The 14,307-nt window shown below is 44.9% G+C and carries 12 protein-coding genes; 9 read left to right on the top strand and 3 right to left on the bottom strand.

Annotated features, from left to right (window positions below):
* Genes ODOSP_RS03115 through ODOSP_RS03105 form a run of 3 tightly spaced genes read left to right on the top strand, consistent with a single transcriptional unit; the run spans nt 1 to nt 2,648 of the window.
* Nucleotides 1-768, top strand: coding sequence for a thiazole synthase (locus tag ODOSP_RS03115; RefSeq protein ID WP_013610956.1), 768 nt, complete (start codon nt 1-3; stop codon nt 766-768).
* 28 nt (nt 769-796) lie between these two features.
* Nucleotides 797-1,903, top strand: a complete 1,107-nt coding sequence (thiH, locus tag ODOSP_RS03110) for a 2-iminoacetate synthase ThiH (RefSeq protein WP_013610955.1) — start codon at nt 797-799, stop codon at nt 1,901-1,903.
* A gap of 43 nt (nt 1,904-1,946) precedes the next feature.
* A complete protein-coding gene (locus ODOSP_RS03105; protein WP_013610954.1) occupies nt 1,947-2,648 on the top strand; it encodes a HesA/MoeB/ThiF family protein in 702 nt (233 codons plus the stop codon).
* Between the two features lie 46 nt (nt 2,649-2,694).
* On the opposite strand, the gene ODOSP_RS03100 is transcribed toward ODOSP_RS03105, so the two are convergent.
* The 3 genes from ODOSP_RS03100 to ODOSP_RS03090 are packed head-to-tail and all read right to left on the bottom strand — an operon-like array spanning nt 2,695 to nt 5,580.
* A complete protein-coding gene (locus ODOSP_RS03100) occupies nt 2,695-3,885 on the bottom strand; it encodes a transglutaminase-like domain-containing protein (RefSeq protein ID WP_041557163.1) in 1,191 nt (396 codons plus the stop codon).
* Between the two features lie 18 nt (nt 3,886-3,903).
* Nucleotides 3,904-4,881, bottom strand: a complete 978-nt coding sequence (locus ODOSP_RS03095; RefSeq protein WP_013610952.1) for a dihydroorotate dehydrogenase-like protein — start codon at nt 4,879-4,881, stop codon at nt 3,904-3,906.
* 15 nt (nt 4,882-4,896) lie between these two features.
* A complete protein-coding gene (locus tag ODOSP_RS03090; protein WP_013610951.1) occupies nt 4,897-5,580 on the bottom strand; it encodes a YggS family pyridoxal phosphate-dependent enzyme in 684 nt (227 codons plus the stop codon).
* A 224-nt stretch (nt 5,581-5,804) separates the two neighbouring features.
* Here ODOSP_RS03090 and ODOSP_RS03085 point away from each other — a divergent pair, with 224 nt between their 5' ends.
* The 6 genes from ODOSP_RS03085 to ODOSP_RS03060 all read left to right on the top strand — a co-directional run bounded on the left by ODOSP_RS03085 (nt 5,805) and on the right by ODOSP_RS03060 (nt 14,256).
* Nucleotides 5,805-6,329, top strand: a complete 525-nt coding sequence (locus ODOSP_RS03085) for an RNA polymerase sigma factor (RefSeq protein WP_013610950.1) — start codon at nt 5,805-5,807, stop codon at nt 6,327-6,329.
* Nucleotides 6,330-6,331: 2 nt separating this feature from the next.
* Nucleotides 6,332-7,504 carry a porin family protein gene (locus ODOSP_RS03080; RefSeq protein WP_013610949.1) on the top strand — a complete coding sequence of 391 codons (1,173 nt, stop codon included), beginning with the start codon at nt 6,332-6,334 and terminating at the stop codon, nt 7,502-7,504.
* Between the two features lie 111 nt (nt 7,505-7,615).
* Nucleotides 7,616-8,143: a radical SAM-associated putative lipoprotein gene (locus tag ODOSP_RS18645; RefSeq protein ID WP_013610947.1), complete on the top strand. Its 528-nt coding sequence runs from the start codon at nt 7,616-7,618 to the stop codon at nt 8,141-8,143.
* On the top strand, nt 8,136-9,203 hold the full coding sequence (locus ODOSP_RS03070) for a TIGR04133 family radical SAM/SPASM protein (RefSeq protein WP_013610946.1): 1,068 nt from the start codon (nt 8,136-8,138) through the stop codon (nt 9,201-9,203). The genes ODOSP_RS18645 and ODOSP_RS03070 overlap by 8 nt, the downstream gene beginning before the upstream one ends.
* Before the next feature lie 86 nt (nt 9,204-9,289).
* Nucleotides 9,290-10,534 carry an exonuclease SbcCD subunit D gene (locus ODOSP_RS03065; RefSeq protein WP_013610945.1) on the top strand — a complete coding sequence of 415 codons (1,245 nt, stop codon included), beginning with the start codon at nt 9,290-9,292 and terminating at the stop codon, nt 10,532-10,534.
* Nucleotides 10,531-14,256: an AAA family ATPase gene (locus ODOSP_RS03060; protein WP_013610944.1), complete on the top strand. Its 3,726-nt coding sequence runs from the start codon at nt 10,531-10,533 to the stop codon at nt 14,254-14,256. Before ODOSP_RS03065 ends, ODOSP_RS03060 begins: the two co-directional genes overlap by 4 nt.
* Nucleotides 14,257-14,307: the final 51 nt, after the last annotated feature.

The following is a 14,307-nucleotide window of genomic DNA, read 5'->3' as shown; positions in this document are numbered from 1 at the left end:
ATGGAAACACTCAAAATTGCAGATAAAACCTTTACTTCCCGCTTATTCACCGGAACCGGAAAATTCTCTTCCAATCAAGTGATGGAAGAAGCGATAATCGCTTCTGAAAGTCAATTGGTTACCGTAGCCATGAAACGGATCCGGATGGAAGATAAGAACGACGATATGTTAAAGCACATTCTCCGTCCAGGTGTACAATTATTACCCAACACCTCCGGCGTACGGGATGCCAAGGAAGCCATTTTTGCCGCTCAATTATCCCGGGAAGCTTTCGGTACCAACTGGCTGAAACTGGAAATTCATCCCGATCCCCGCTATCTGCTGCCCGATCCGGTAGAAACCCTGAAAGCCACCGAAGAACTGGCTAAGCTGGGGTTTATTGTACTTCCTTACTGTCAGGCCGACCCGGTATTGTGTAAACGTCTGGAAGATGCCGGAGCCGCAACGGTGATGCCTTTAGGAGCACCTATCGGTACGAATCAGGGGTTACAAACCCGTGAATTTTTACGTATCATCATCGAACAAAGCAATATTCCGGTAGTCGTAGATGCCGGTATCGGTGCTCCCAGCCATGCTGCAGAAGCGATGGAATTAGGAGCAGATGCAGTACTTGTAAACACAGCGATAGCCGTCGCAGGCAATCCGGTGGAAATGGCCAAAGCTTTTAAGGTAGCCGTCGAAGCCGGACGGATGGCTTATGAGGCCGGACTAGCCGGAAAAAGTATCGCTGCCGAAGCAAGCAGTCCTCTGACCGCTTTCTTGAAATAAACAGACAATCCGATTTAATTTTAATAATATGTTTTCGGAAGAACTTGAAAAATATTCCTGGGAAGAAACGACCCGGGAAATCTACTCTAAAACAGCCGCCGATGTAGAACTGGCTTTAAGTAAAAGCCAGTTGGCCATCGACGATTTTATGGCCCTGATTTCTCCGGCTGCAGAGAAATACCTGGAACCGATGGCCGCATTAAGCCAAAAATATACCTTACAAAGATTCGGGAAAACCATATCGATGTATATCCCCTTGTATATCACTAATTCGTGTACAAATTTCTGTGTCTATTGCGGATTCAATCACAACAATCCCCTCAAACGGGTCATCCTCAATGAGGAAGAGATTCTCAATGAATTGCATGCTATCAAAAAACTGGGAAATTTTGAAAATTTATTGATCGTTACAGGGGAGAATCCGAAGGAGGCCGGTGTCGACTATCTGGAACGCGCATTGCAGTTGGCCCATCCTCTTTTTGCTAACCTTTCTATTGAAGTAATGCCTCTGAAAGCAGAAGATTATAAACGTCTTACGCATTCAGGATTAAATGGAGTGGTTTGTTTTCAGGAGACCTATAACCGGGCACGCTATAACGTTTATCATCCGAAAGGCATGAAATCCAAATTCGACTGGCGGGTCAACGGTTTCGACCGTATGGGGCAAGCCCATGTACACAAAATCGGTTTGGGAGTTTTAATCGGTCTGGAGGAATGGCGTACGGATGTAACTATGATGGCCCGCCACCTGCGTTACCTGCAAAAACATTACTGGCAAACCAAATACAGCGTCAATTTTCCACGGATGCGTCCTTCGGAAGGCCATTTCCAGCCTAATGTTATCCTGGAGGACCGTGCCTTGGCCCAATTGATCTTCGCTTTCCGTATATTCGACCATGATGTCGATATCTCGATTTCTACCCGGGAAGGGGCCGAGTTCCGCAATAATATGCTCCCTTTGGGTATTACTTCCCTGAGTGCCGGATCGAAAACCGAACCCGGAGGGTATTTCACTTATCCTCAGGCTCTGGAACAATTCCACATCAGTGACGAACGCACTCCTGAGGAAGTTGCCGACAGTATACGTCAAAAAGGATACGAACCGGTATGGAAAGACTGGGACGGATGGATGTAATTCAACCGGAATTACATCCCCAATACCAGATAAATAATCGACTATGGGAGAAAAAGAACGCTATGCCAGGCATTTGATTTTGGAAGAAATCGGAGAGCCTGGACAAGAAAAATTGAAACGGGCGAAAGTATTGGTTGTAGGAGCCGGCGGATTAGGTTCCCCCGTCTTACTCTATTTGACTGCTGCCGGAATCGGCCGGATCGGTATACTCGACAATGATATAGTCTCGGAGAGTAATCTTCAACGTCAGATTCTCTACGATACCCAATGTTTAGGAGCCCTGAAGGTCGAAGTCGCTGCCCGGAAGCTTCAGGCTTTAAATCCCTATACAACTATTGTACCCTACGCTCAGCGGCTGACTTCGGAAAACACTTTTATCATCGCTGAATACGATCTGGTAATAGACGCAACCGATAATCTGCCTTCCCGTTACCTGATCGACGAAGCCTGCGTCCGATACGGTAAACCGTTCGTTTATGGAAGTATTTGTGAGTTTAAAGGTCAGGTTTCCGTTTTTAATTACCAGGGAGGTCCTACTTACCGTGACCTTTACGAATACCATGATGCTATCGCTGAGTTTCAGCAACCACAAGGCGTCATCGGCGCATTACCGGGAGTCGTCGGTTCGATCCAGGCTAATGAAGCCATCAAGCTTATCCTGGGAAGCCAGGATACTCTTTCCGGCAAATTACTGCTGATCGATCTGTTGAAAGGCAGTTTCCAAACCATGAACTTTATAAACTAAAAAAGGGACTTGTTTCCAAGCCCCTTTTCTCCCCTTTTCTCAAGTATTATTTCATATATAACTTCAGTTCGACAGGTTGTTCGCCCAGTTTTACCTCCACTTCCTTCATCTTTCCGGCTTCATTTGCATATTTCACCGTATAGGTTTGATTTTTCTCTAACATAAAGGTGAGCACATCATTCATATCCTGAGTCGGTCCGGCAGTACGCCCGCCTCCCATTTGCAATTTACCGCAAAAAATATCCAGATTGGCAGCCACCCGGTCCTCCGAGTTCTGTACACAGGCATTATCTGTAAACATCATAATTCTCAACGGAACATGGTTACCATCCGCAGAGATCGTTTCCAGATGCGATTTATATAGATCGGTATAGAAATCAGTTACATTCGCAGCAGGTACATAACGAATATTCTCATCCCATACCAAAGGGAAATAGGTTCCGGTCGGTTTAAACGAAGAAGCATAAATAGCTTTCTGCTGATCGTTTTTTACCGCTTTCCCGGCATCGGCAAAAAACCAGGCATTGTTCAGTTGACCGGGAAAATAAAATTCCGTAAAATACCAGTTTCCGTCTGCCCAAACCTCGGTCCAGTTATGATTGCCCCGTTCGTCGTGCCAATTGGGAGTACCGGCCACCCGTGAAGGAATTCCGACAGCCCGGAAAGCATCCGTCAGCAAGATCGATAATCCGGTACAGGAAGCCATATGCTGCCGCATGGATTCGAACGGACTCTGATCCGGTTTTTCACGTTTGGTATTATAATCGACCAATACTTCATCCCGGACATTCCGGTTGACCGAATCGATGGCTTCAAAAATCGTCTTACAATGCTGTACATACTTCCCGAAACGTTCGTAAAATTCCTTTCTCCACCCTTCACGGGTTTCATTCAGGCTGACATAAGGCAGTACATCATTCAGAAAAACAGTATCGGGAATCTCTCTGGCCCAAACGTATTTTTCACGAGCCTGATAAGCATAGGCTGTATTCTCCAATAAAAAATCCGCTGTCAATTCCTTTAAATCTCTTTCCGGCATATAAGCAATCAGGAAAGCCATCCCTTCCTTTTGGTTATCAGGAGCATTTTTCAATGCCGCTGTCAATTCGGTTGCATTATCCCCGGCTTTTACCAATGCCTGATCCAACAAGGCATGATATTTCTCAGGAATACCTGCATATTTATTCTCCGTACAAGCTAACAGACAGAGCATAAACAACCCTAGTACACACTTCATATTTTGTAACATCGAAATTTATTTATGATCACTAAAATATTTCATAAACTGTGCTCTCTCATAGCGGGCAGCATTACCTGCATCGGCATAGGATAATCTTCCCCGGAATTCATCTATCGACTCAAAGCCTTTTTTATCCATCCAGCTATTCAAAAAATGATTCATCGTACGGATCGTACCGATTCCCTGTTCATACATAGCCGAACATACCTGCACAGTAGTCGCCCCCGCCAGTAAAAGCTTCACAACAGCTTCTCCATTATGAACACCTGTTGAAGAAGAAAGTTGCAAAAGTTTATCTTTCCCCGACAGAATTCCGGTCCAGCGCAAAGTTGTCCTCAAATCGGCCGGCATACTGAACACAGAAGCCGCTCCGACAGCTATCCGTTCGATATCGATATCTGGTTCGTAAAAGCGATTGAAAATAGTAACGGCATCCGCACCATAAGCTTTCAGCTTACTCACAAAAGCCGGCAAATTCGTAAAATAATGGCTGATCTTGACAATTACCGGAATTTTAACCACCTTTTTCACATGTTTAACGATGTCGAAATACATGTTTTCAACCTCCACACTCTCAGCAAACTCATCCATCGGCAGGATAAAGGCATTCAACTCGAGCGCATCGGCACCGGCTTTTTCCAGTTCACTGGCAAAACTAATCCATTCCCCGTCCCGTAAGCAATTGATACTGGCGATAACAGGGATATTCACTTTATTTTTCACTGCTTTCACCAAATCGATATGTTGCTGGACAGTATTAGCCCGAATATAGTTCTGGATATAATCGGCACTTTCAGGATAACTATTATCGGTCAATGCTTTAGATGCATCCATATTTATTTGTTCTTCAAATATGGATTTCAACACTATAGCTCCGGCCCCGCTTAAAGCAATTTCTTCAATCTTACTGACCTCGGAAGTCAAGCCACAGCTCCCGGCAATAATCGGACTCTTCAATTCCAATCCGATAAATTTTGTCTTCAAATTTACCATAATCTCTATCGTTTATTATTTATTGTTATAATCTCTGGCTCCAAAAACCGCACTTCCCACCCTCACCATCGTACTTCCTTCTTCAACAGCGATCGGATAATCCCCGGACATCCCCATGGACAATTCCTTAAAACTTTCTTCCTCCTGGAAATACGTCGCTTTCAACAACCCGAATATCCGGTGAAGTTCCCGGAATTCCTTTCGGATCTGTTCACGGTCTTCGGTATAGGTTGCGATCCCCATGACCCCGACAATCCGGATATGCTCCAACACTTTAAACTCATCACTTTCAAGCAGCCTGCACGCCTCCTCCCAGTTCAGACCGGATTTAGTCTCTTCTTCAGCAATATGAAATTCCAGCAGACAATCGATCATACGTTCGTTTTTCAACGCTTCACGATCGATTTTTTGCAATAATTTCAGGCTATCCACGGAATGAATCAATTTCACAAAAGAAGCAATGTATTTTACATTCTTCTCTTGTAGCTGTCCGATCATATGCCATTCAATATCCTTGGGCAGTTGCCGGTATTTAGCAGCCATTTCCTGTGGCCGGTTTTCACCGAAAGCACGCTGTCCCCCTGCATAAGCTTCTTCAATATACTCCACCGGTTTCGTCTTCGATACGGCAATCAGCCTGACCCCTTCCGGTAACGTTTTCACAATCTCTTCTATATTTTCCTTGATATTTAACATCATAGCGATAACTATAAAAAGTAGCGACAAAAATATCAAATAAGACCCAAAATTAACAAACAACCTAGCACAAATATAGGATAAAATTATCTATATTTCTTTCCACTCTCGAAATTAATACGAGGAAAACCGGAGAACGATGTATTTTACAACAAGATTTTTTTTTGTTCTTATGCAACGTTTTGTTTCTCCCATGCATCTTATTGACGAAAAAAGAAATCACGTGAATGGATGAAGTGTTACTGATTCAGGAATGCCTTAAAGGAAAGCGGAAAGCTCAGGGAGAACTATACCGACGATACGCCGCTAAAATGATGGGCGTATGTATGCGCTATTCCCGCAACCGGGATATGGCACACGATCTGTTACAGGAAGGTTTTATAAAGGTATTTACGAATCTGAACGAATATAGCGGAAATGGGAGTTTCGAGGGGTGGATGCGGAAAATTTTTATTAATTGTGCCCTGGAAAAAATCCGTAGATCCAAAGTTTTCCCTCTGACCTTCCCCACTGAGGAGACAGAACAGGAAACTTCTTTTCCCAATGCTTTAGAAGAAATATCGGCCCAGGAAATGCTGGATTTAATTCATCGTTTACCTCCGGGATATCAAACGATTTTCAACCTGTTTGCGATCGAAGGATTCTCACACAAGGAAATCGGAGCTATGCTCCGAATCACAGAAGGTACTTCCCGATCACAATATGCCAGGGCACGTTATACTTTACAACAAATGATAAAAAATTTATATTGACTATGGATAGAAGAGACCGATTTGAAGAATTGTTCCGGGAACGGTTGCATAATTGGGAATGTGAACCGGATTCAGAACAATGGAAAACCCTCGCTGGTTTTCTTCCTCTACGACCTACCCGGTTTTCCACCAGATCCATACGCCGGACGGCAGCTATCGTAACCCTCCTTTTACTCGTGGGAGGCGGACTCTTATACGATCGTCTTATCCCGGAAACTACGACAGAAATAGTCCGAAACAGAATACAACCTTTTATTGTGGATCATATACAAATACCACAGCTTACCGGAACAGTTACGACGGATCAAATAGCCGATTCACTCCTCCCTGTTCTCACTCGAAAACCTATCTACACAACTGGAAAAACGATTTCAACGGATAAATATAAAAGTCAAGAAACTAAAATATTACCTATAGTCATTGCAAGTAAAGCTCTGGAAACAGATTTTTCACCGGTACTGATCGTCCGCAACACGAAAACCGAACCGGTAAAAGTCCGAAAGGCCTCACGGAAATGGCATTTGGGCATGGGAGGAGGTAATTTTAATATAGCCGGTATTTCCAGCAACTCCGCCGGCTATCCCGATTATGCCTGTAACGATCATCTTCAGGGGAATACCCCCAAACCTCCTCTGACGAAGGCCGGAACATCCCCTATTTCGACACGCACCCTGTTATCCGATCTGAAACCGGATAAAGTGAAGCATAGCTCTCCCATCTCTTTCGGAATAAGTATATCCCGCACGTTGTCGGACCGTTGGAGTTTCAATACCGGACTTACCTATAGCTATTTACGCAACCAGTGGCGATATGAAAGTTCGGATTACGATGTATTGCGTCAAAGATTGCACATGCTGGGAATCCCGGCATCTTTCAGTTATCGCCTGACCCATTGGGAACGTTTCTACTGTTATTGGTCTGCCGGTATTGTCTGTGAAGTTAATCTTTCAGGCAAAATCTATTCGGCCTATAAAAGTCAGCGTCGACGAATACCGGGTACGCTTTGGTCAGCGAACACACGAATAGGTATTGCCTACCCCATTATTCGCCATGTATCGGTCTATGCAGAAGGAGGATTTTTATGGAATCTGACCCCGGCCAGTGAAATACAAACGATTCGCTCGGAACAGTTTTTCAACCTCACGGGGCAAATCGGATTCCGTTTGAACTTTTAAATACAACTCATTATATGAAAGACCTTCGATTTCTCACCGTCAACCTGTCCGGAAAGGCCGACCTCAAGAAAATCAAGGCATTTAAACAGTTTAATCATAAAAAAACAAACCATGAAAACATTACATTATCGCTGGAATCGTAGCCTGAACTGGATATTGACTACTTTATTAGGATTTTTAGGTTTCTCCTCCTGTGAGGATAACGGGGACGATCCCGGTAACATCATATGTATGTACGGTACGCCGACAGCTTCCTATACCATCAAAGGAAAAGTCACCGATCAGGCAGGTCAGGCGCTATCCGATATTCAGATTATCGTGTCCGATATGGAATTCAGTTACGAACCCCGTCCTGATTTTATCCCCGATACCCCCTATGGAAGCCACCCGGTCAACGATACGTTATACTCCGGAAAAGAAGGAGAATTCGAAACCCGGCAAGCAGCGTTCCCGATCGATACGGTGAAGTATAATTTAAAAATCAACCCCGACGAAAATAATCCGTACTACCAGGCCGATTCTCTGAAAGTAACCTTCCTTCGTAAAGATTTACAGGGAGGTGAAGGCTGGAATAGGGGAAATACAACACAAGAAGTAAAAATCATACTGACTCCTCAAAAAGAAGAAGATCATGAATAATTCCATCAGCCTCCGGAAACGCCTGGGCCTGGAACTCTTCCGACAAAAAGAACAGCTGATCCGGCAAAAACACGAATTACATACTCTTTTTTGGGAATGTACCCTTCGCTGTAATCTCGCTTGCCGGCATTGTGGCAGTGATTGCAAAGCGATTTCCGGGCAACCCGATATGCCAAAAGAAGACTTCTTAAAGGCTTTGGACAACATCACTCCACAGGTCGATCCCCACCGGGTTTTTATCATTTTCACGGGTGGAGAACCTCTGATGCGCAAAGATCTGGAAGAGTGTGGCCGGGCATGTTATCGCCGGGAATACCCCTGGGGATTGGTAACCAACGGTTTGTTATTATCCCGTCAGAGGCTGGACAGACTTTTACAAGCAGGCCTGCACAGCATTACCGTAAGTCTGGACGGACCGGAAGATGCCCACAACTGGTTACGCCGACATCCGGAAAGCTTTCGCCGGGCCAGTCAGGCTATCGGAATGCTGAGCCGGGAAAAAGAAATCGTATGGGATGTCGTCAGTTGTATCAATCAACAAAACATCGATACTCTCCCCGTTTTCAAAGAATATTTGATCGAACTAGGAGTCGGACAATGGCGTATCTTTACCATCTTTCCCGCAGGCAGAGCAGCACAAGTGCCTGAATTACAACTATCTTCTTCCCAATTCAAAAAAGTATTGGATTTTATCCGTCAAACCCGGCAAGAAGGTCGTATTCACGTCAATTTCGCTTGTGAAGGTTTTTTAGGTCCTTATGAAGCTGAAGTCCGTGACCAATTTTATCGTTGCCATGCCGGAATTTCTGTCGGATCTATCCGCATTAACGGAGCGATATCGGGTTGTCCCAGTATCCGGGCCAACTACGACCAAGGGAATATTTACCAGGATGATTTTATGGAAGTGTGGAACAACCGCTTCGAAAAATTCCGGAACCGGGAATGGGCCCGTCAGGGCGAATGTGCCGATTGCAACCTGTTCCGTTATTGCGAAGGAAATGGCATGCACCTACACGATGAATCCGGTAAGCTGATGACTTGCCATTATCACCGGCTATAGCTCACGGGCTATGGTAATCCTACCATAGCCCGTGAGCTATTTGGTTATATCTGCAAATCTTACTATTTTTGTCCAAATGACAGGACATGAAAATCATTCATACAGCAGACTGGCATATCGGGCAGACCTTTTTCGGCTATGACCGTTTTCAGGAACATCAGTATTTTTTAGATTGGCTGACAGATCAAATTACCACACAACAAATCGATGTGCTTCTTATTTCAGGAGATATATTCGATGTAGCTAATCCTTCTGCTCAGGCACAACGTCAATTTTATCGGTTCCTACGCCGGGTAACAGAACAAAATCCGGGCTTACAAATCATCCTGATTGCAGGAAATCATGATTCTGCCAGTCGGCTCGAAACCCCGATTCCTTTACTCGAAGAAATGAACATACAAATTCGGGGTACAGTACGTAAAAGAGCAGACGGCACAATCGATACGGAGGAATTAATCATCGAACTGAAAGACAGATCGGGGAAACGGCAAGGTTGGTGTCTGGCGGTACCCTATCTCCGACAGGGAGACTATCCGGCAGTCGAGAGTGAAGGAGATCCTTATCAGGCAGGGGTTAAGGCCATGTACGACAAGCTGGTTGCCTGCGTCGAAGAACGCAGGCAAAAACAAGAAGCCATCATTGCTATGGGACACCTGCAAGCCGCAGGAAGTCAGATTTCCGAAGGTGATCAAAGTGAACGCCTGATCATCGGCGGACTCGAAGGGATTCCTTCCAGTGTCTTCCCTTCCCAAATCACTTACGGAGCTTTGGGCCATATCCACCGGGAACAGCAGATTGCCAACCGCAACGAGATACGCTATGCCGGCAGTCCGTTACCCATGTCTTTTGCAGAAGAAAATTACCGCCACGGAGTGATCTTACTGGAGATCGACAAAGGAATACTTCTAAATCAGACTAAAATTATTTTTAATCCTTTAGTCACTTTACTTCGTATCCCTAAACATCCGGCCCCCTTGGACGAAGTGTTGAATCGCCTCTCTCAGCTCCCGGAAGAGAGAGACGATCATCCGGCCCCTTTCCTCGAAGTCAGGGTACTACTCACCGAACCGGAACCTGCTTTGCGCAATAAAGTGGAGGAAGCCCTACGCACCAAACAGGTGCGTTTAACCCGGGTACTCCCCTTTTATCCGGATACAGTACAACTTACAAAAAACGAGAATACGCTCACCACCGAAGAATTACTGGATCCCTGGAAGCTGTTGAACCGAGTATACGAAAGGCGATATCAAAATCCTCTGCCCGAAGAATTGGCTCATTTATTCCGGGAAGTCATTGAAGAATCACAGCTGAAAATGGGAGAAAAACAATGAAAATATTACGTATACAAGGAAAAAATCTGGCATCTATTGCCGGAGAATTCGATATCGATTTTACGGCAGCTCCTCTGCGATCTGCCGGGATCTTCGCAATATGCGGTCCCACCGGTGCCGGAAAATCGACTATTCTGGATGCTATCTGTCTGGCCTTATTCAACAATATGCCCCGCACCACCGGTATTGAAGGTACTAAAATGCCGGATGTCGGACAAGAATTCATTCAACAGGGAGATCGTCGTCAAATACTCCGCAGAGGTACTGCCGAAGCGATGGCTGCTGTAGAATTTATTGCTGTAGACGGAAAAAGTTATCGCTCGGTATGGCGGGTATGGCGAGCCAATAATAAAATAAGCGGGAAACTTCAACCTGCAGAACTCCGGGTATACCCCCTTGGAGATCCGTCTCCTATCACTACAGGAATCAGTGAATCGGAGAATAAATTGATTCAACTCATCGGTCTGAATTATAATCAATTCACCCGTACCGTTTTATTGGCACAAAATGAATTTGCCCGATTCCTCAAAGCCCGGAAAGAAGAAAAGGCCGAAGTACTCGAAAAACTGACCGGTACTGAAATCTATTCTGTTATCTCGAATACGGTCTATTCCAAAACGACAGCTATCCGCAATGAATGGAAAGAACTCTCCGCCCGTATGGGGAATATTCGCCTGCTTACCCAGGAAGAAATCGAGACATTACAGCAACAATCGGCCAAACTCCTGAAACACGAAAAGGCTCTTCAACAAAAAAATGAAGAAATCCAACGTAAAATACGTTGGATAGAGCAATTAGAACAAATCAATCAATCTAAATCGGAAGCCCAGGCCACCCTTTCGGATGCCCAAAAAGTACAAGCCGAAGCACAAGCCCAGTCAGTCTGGTTACAGCAGATGGAAAGCATCGAAAGCAGCCGTCTTTTTTGGATTGAAAAAAATGAATGTACCACTCATTTAGTAAGCCAAACTGAATTATTACGACAAACAGAACAGGCGCTCTCCGATCTGAACGAAAAAGCCACGCAAACCCTTCAATCGGTGGAACGGCAAAAATCATTGGTAAACCAATATACAACCCAGTACAATAAGCTTAAACCGGAACTTTTAGAAGCCCGTCGTTTAGATATCGGAATTGTCAATGCCCGGCAGGTAGAACAAGAGAGCCGGAAAACTTTAACCGACCTGCAAGATAAAATCAAAGTGCATCAAAAAATTCAGGATAGCAGATACTCCCGTATTCTGCAACAGAGAGAATTAGACGATAAATTAAAAGAATGGTTCAGGAAAAACAGGCAACATGAACAAATGTGCCTGAACATAAAGCTGATCGAAAGTTTTCTGGATACAGCTTATACCCAAAGGTTGCAGGTTATAGAAAATCAATCTTTATATACCTCTACTCTACAACAACTAACAGTAAGCCGGCAACAGCTGGAACTTCAACGCCGTGAGATCGAAACATCCATACAACGTCACAATGACCTCCTGCAGTTGCGCCAGCAACAACAAATATCGGTCAACCGGTTTCCCATAAGCGAACTTCGCAATCGTAAAGAACAACTCCGCCTACAACGCGAAAGATTGCTTCAGGAAATTACCTTGACGGAAAAACTAGATAAGACCCGGCAAGAACTGAGAAAAAGGCAAGATAAACTGCAACAACAACAACAAAATTTACAAGCACTCAAAGTTCGCCTGACCGAATACAAAAAAGAAATCGAAATTGCAGAAATAAAATACACGACCATACGCCACACTTTGGAACAAGCCCGACTATCGGTTTCAGAAAATGTCGTTCGACTCCGGGCCCAACTGGAAGAAAATACCCCTTGCCCGGTATGTGGCAGCCAATCCCACCCTTATGCGGCACATCATCCCCTGGCCGACGGCTTGCTCGAAACACTCGAAAAAGAAGTCAGACAGCATGAAGCAGCATATAATCGGTTAAAAACCGAAAATGCGCGTCTTGAAGCCGAACACCGGTACCTCGGAGAAGTATTACCCGTATTACAAAATGAAAAATATGAATCGCAAGAAGAATGCGAAGAGATTCACCAGCAAATCAAGGAGCTTTATTCGGATAGGTCTGTTTCTAACGGACAAAATCGGATAAACCTAAGAGAACAGCTGAATATCAGCCAAAAAGAATTGGAAAGTATTTGTCTGAAAGAAAACGAATGGGAGCAACGGCAACATCAGTTAGAAACGCTCCAAAAAGAACTGGATAAAATACAAAACCAAAACAATGCCCTGCAAAAAACATTTCAGCAGACCCAGGAAAAGGTAGTCGGTCAAGCCACTGAACTATCTAAATTGCAAGAGATCATTGAAGGCCTGAAAGTCCAGCAAAATATTTCACTGGAAAAGGTCGCTCCTTTTATGCATGCACCTACCTGGCGACAACGCTGGGAAGATAACTACCCGGATCTCAAACAGGAACTGACCACAGCTGCTCAAAAATGGCAAACTAAAACGCTGCAATCGGCAGAAAATGAAAAACTATTGCTTCAATCGGTAGCTGAATACGAGGAGAATCAGAAAAACCTGGAATCCTTCCGCCAAAGCGAAACAGAAGCCGCAGAGGCTTTGAAAAAACGCTCTGAAGAGACTTTGTCTTTCATCCGGAAACGGGCCCGGCTTCTGCAAGGTCAAACGGTCGATGAAACCGAACGTTATTGGCAAGAGTTAACAGAAAGGGCGACTCAGGAACTGGAAACAGCCATCCGGCAGAAAGAACAGCTTTCAGGCCAATCGGAACAACTAAAAGGAAAAATCACCCAACTCCGTACCACCTGTGACCAATATCAAAAGCGCCTGGAAAAAGCCACCCGGCAATTAGGCGAATGGCTGGAAAAATACAATCGGACAGCCCCTGCTCAGCTAACCGAAGCCACTCTCATTTCACTATTGCAAGTGGCACCTGAAAAAATCCGGGAAGAACGGGAAAGACAAAATCACCTCCGGGATAAGGTAACGACTGCTTTGGCCACTCTACGGGAACGTGAAAAACAATTGGCCGATCATTTACAATCGCCCGGCCGCCCCGATCCACAATCGGAATCACTTTCCTCTTTACAGCGTCAATACACCGCATTACAAGAGGAATCCGAGCGTATCCTCCAACAAAAAACCGAAGTATTGGCAACTCTGCACACCCAGGAAGAAAACCAAAAACAAGCGGCCACCTTAAAGGATACCCTCGATGCGAAAACGAAATTATTAAACCAATGGAGCAAACTAGACGAGCTAATCGGTTCACAGAGTGGCTATAAGTTTAAAGAGATCGCCCAAGGATATACGCTGGATATCCTGTTATCATACGCCAATATACAACTTCGGGAATTAACCTCCCGCTATCAGTTGCAGCGTATACCCGATGAGTTGGCCCTACAAGTCATCGATCACGATCTCTGCGATGAAGCCCGGTCGGTATTCTCTTTATCGGGAGGCGAATCCTTCCTCATCTCTCTGGCTTTAGCCTTGGGCTTATCTTCCTTTTCTTCACGGAATCATTTCGAAGAAAATCTCTTTATCGACGAAGGTTTCGGCACTTTAGACAGCGAAACCCTGCAAATTGTCATGGAAGCCCTGGAACGTCTCCGCTCACAAGGCCGGCAGGTGGGAATCATATCCCACGTACAGGAATTGACCGAACGTATTCCTGCCAAAATTTGTCTGGTAAAGACCGGCAACGGAAAGAGTAAAGTCGTTGTAGAATAAAGAAACCCCTATCCGGATATACAATATTCGGCATTATTTTTTATCTTCGCG

This window comes from Odoribacter splanchnicus DSM 20712 (genome assembly GCF_000190535.1).
Classification (GTDB): domain Bacteria; phylum Bacteroidota; class Bacteroidia; order Bacteroidales; family Marinifilaceae; genus Odoribacter; species Odoribacter splanchnicus.
The sequence above is the reverse complement of the archived record's forward strand: the minus strand, read 5'-3'. Positions and strand labels throughout refer to the sequence as shown.

Excerpts from the sequence above, each read along its gene's own strand:
- ODOSP_RS03115 (WP_013610956.1), top strand. The coding sequence starts at position 1 with ATGGAAACACTCAAAATTGCAGATAAAACCTTTACTTCCCGCTTATTC.
- thiH (WP_013610955.1), top strand. The coding sequence starts at position 797 with ATGTTTTCGGAAGAACTTGAAAAATATTCCTGGGAAGAAACGACCCGG.
- ODOSP_RS03105 (WP_013610954.1), top strand. The coding sequence starts at position 1,947 with ATGGGAGAAAAAGAACGCTATGCCAGGCATTTGATTTTGGAAGAAATC.
- ODOSP_RS03100 (WP_041557163.1), bottom strand. The coding sequence starts at position 3,885 with ATGAAGTGTGTACTAGGGTTGTTTATGCTCTGTCTGTTAGCTTGTACG.
- ODOSP_RS03095 (WP_013610952.1), bottom strand. The coding sequence starts at position 4,881 with ATGGTAAATTTGAAGACAAAATTTATCGGATTGGAATTGAAGAGTCCG.
- ODOSP_RS03090 (WP_013610951.1), bottom strand. The coding sequence starts at position 5,580 with ATGATGTTAAATATCAAGGAAAATATAGAAGAGATTGTGAAAACGTTA.
- ODOSP_RS03085 (WP_013610950.1), top strand. The coding sequence starts at position 5,805 with ATGGATGAAGTGTTACTGATTCAGGAATGCCTTAAAGGAAAGCGGAAA.
- ODOSP_RS03080 (WP_013610949.1), top strand. The coding sequence starts at position 6,332 with ATGGATAGAAGAGACCGATTTGAAGAATTGTTCCGGGAACGGTTGCAT.
- ODOSP_RS18645 (WP_013610947.1), top strand. The coding sequence starts at position 7,616 with ATGAAAACATTACATTATCGCTGGAATCGTAGCCTGAACTGGATATTG.
- ODOSP_RS03070 (WP_013610946.1), top strand. The coding sequence starts at position 8,136 with ATGAATAATTCCATCAGCCTCCGGAAACGCCTGGGCCTGGAACTCTTC.
- ODOSP_RS03065 (WP_013610945.1), top strand. The coding sequence starts at position 9,290 with ATGAAAATCATTCATACAGCAGACTGGCATATCGGGCAGACCTTTTTC.
- ODOSP_RS03060 (WP_013610944.1), top strand. The coding sequence starts at position 10,531 with ATGAAAATATTACGTATACAAGGAAAAAATCTGGCATCTATTGCCGGA.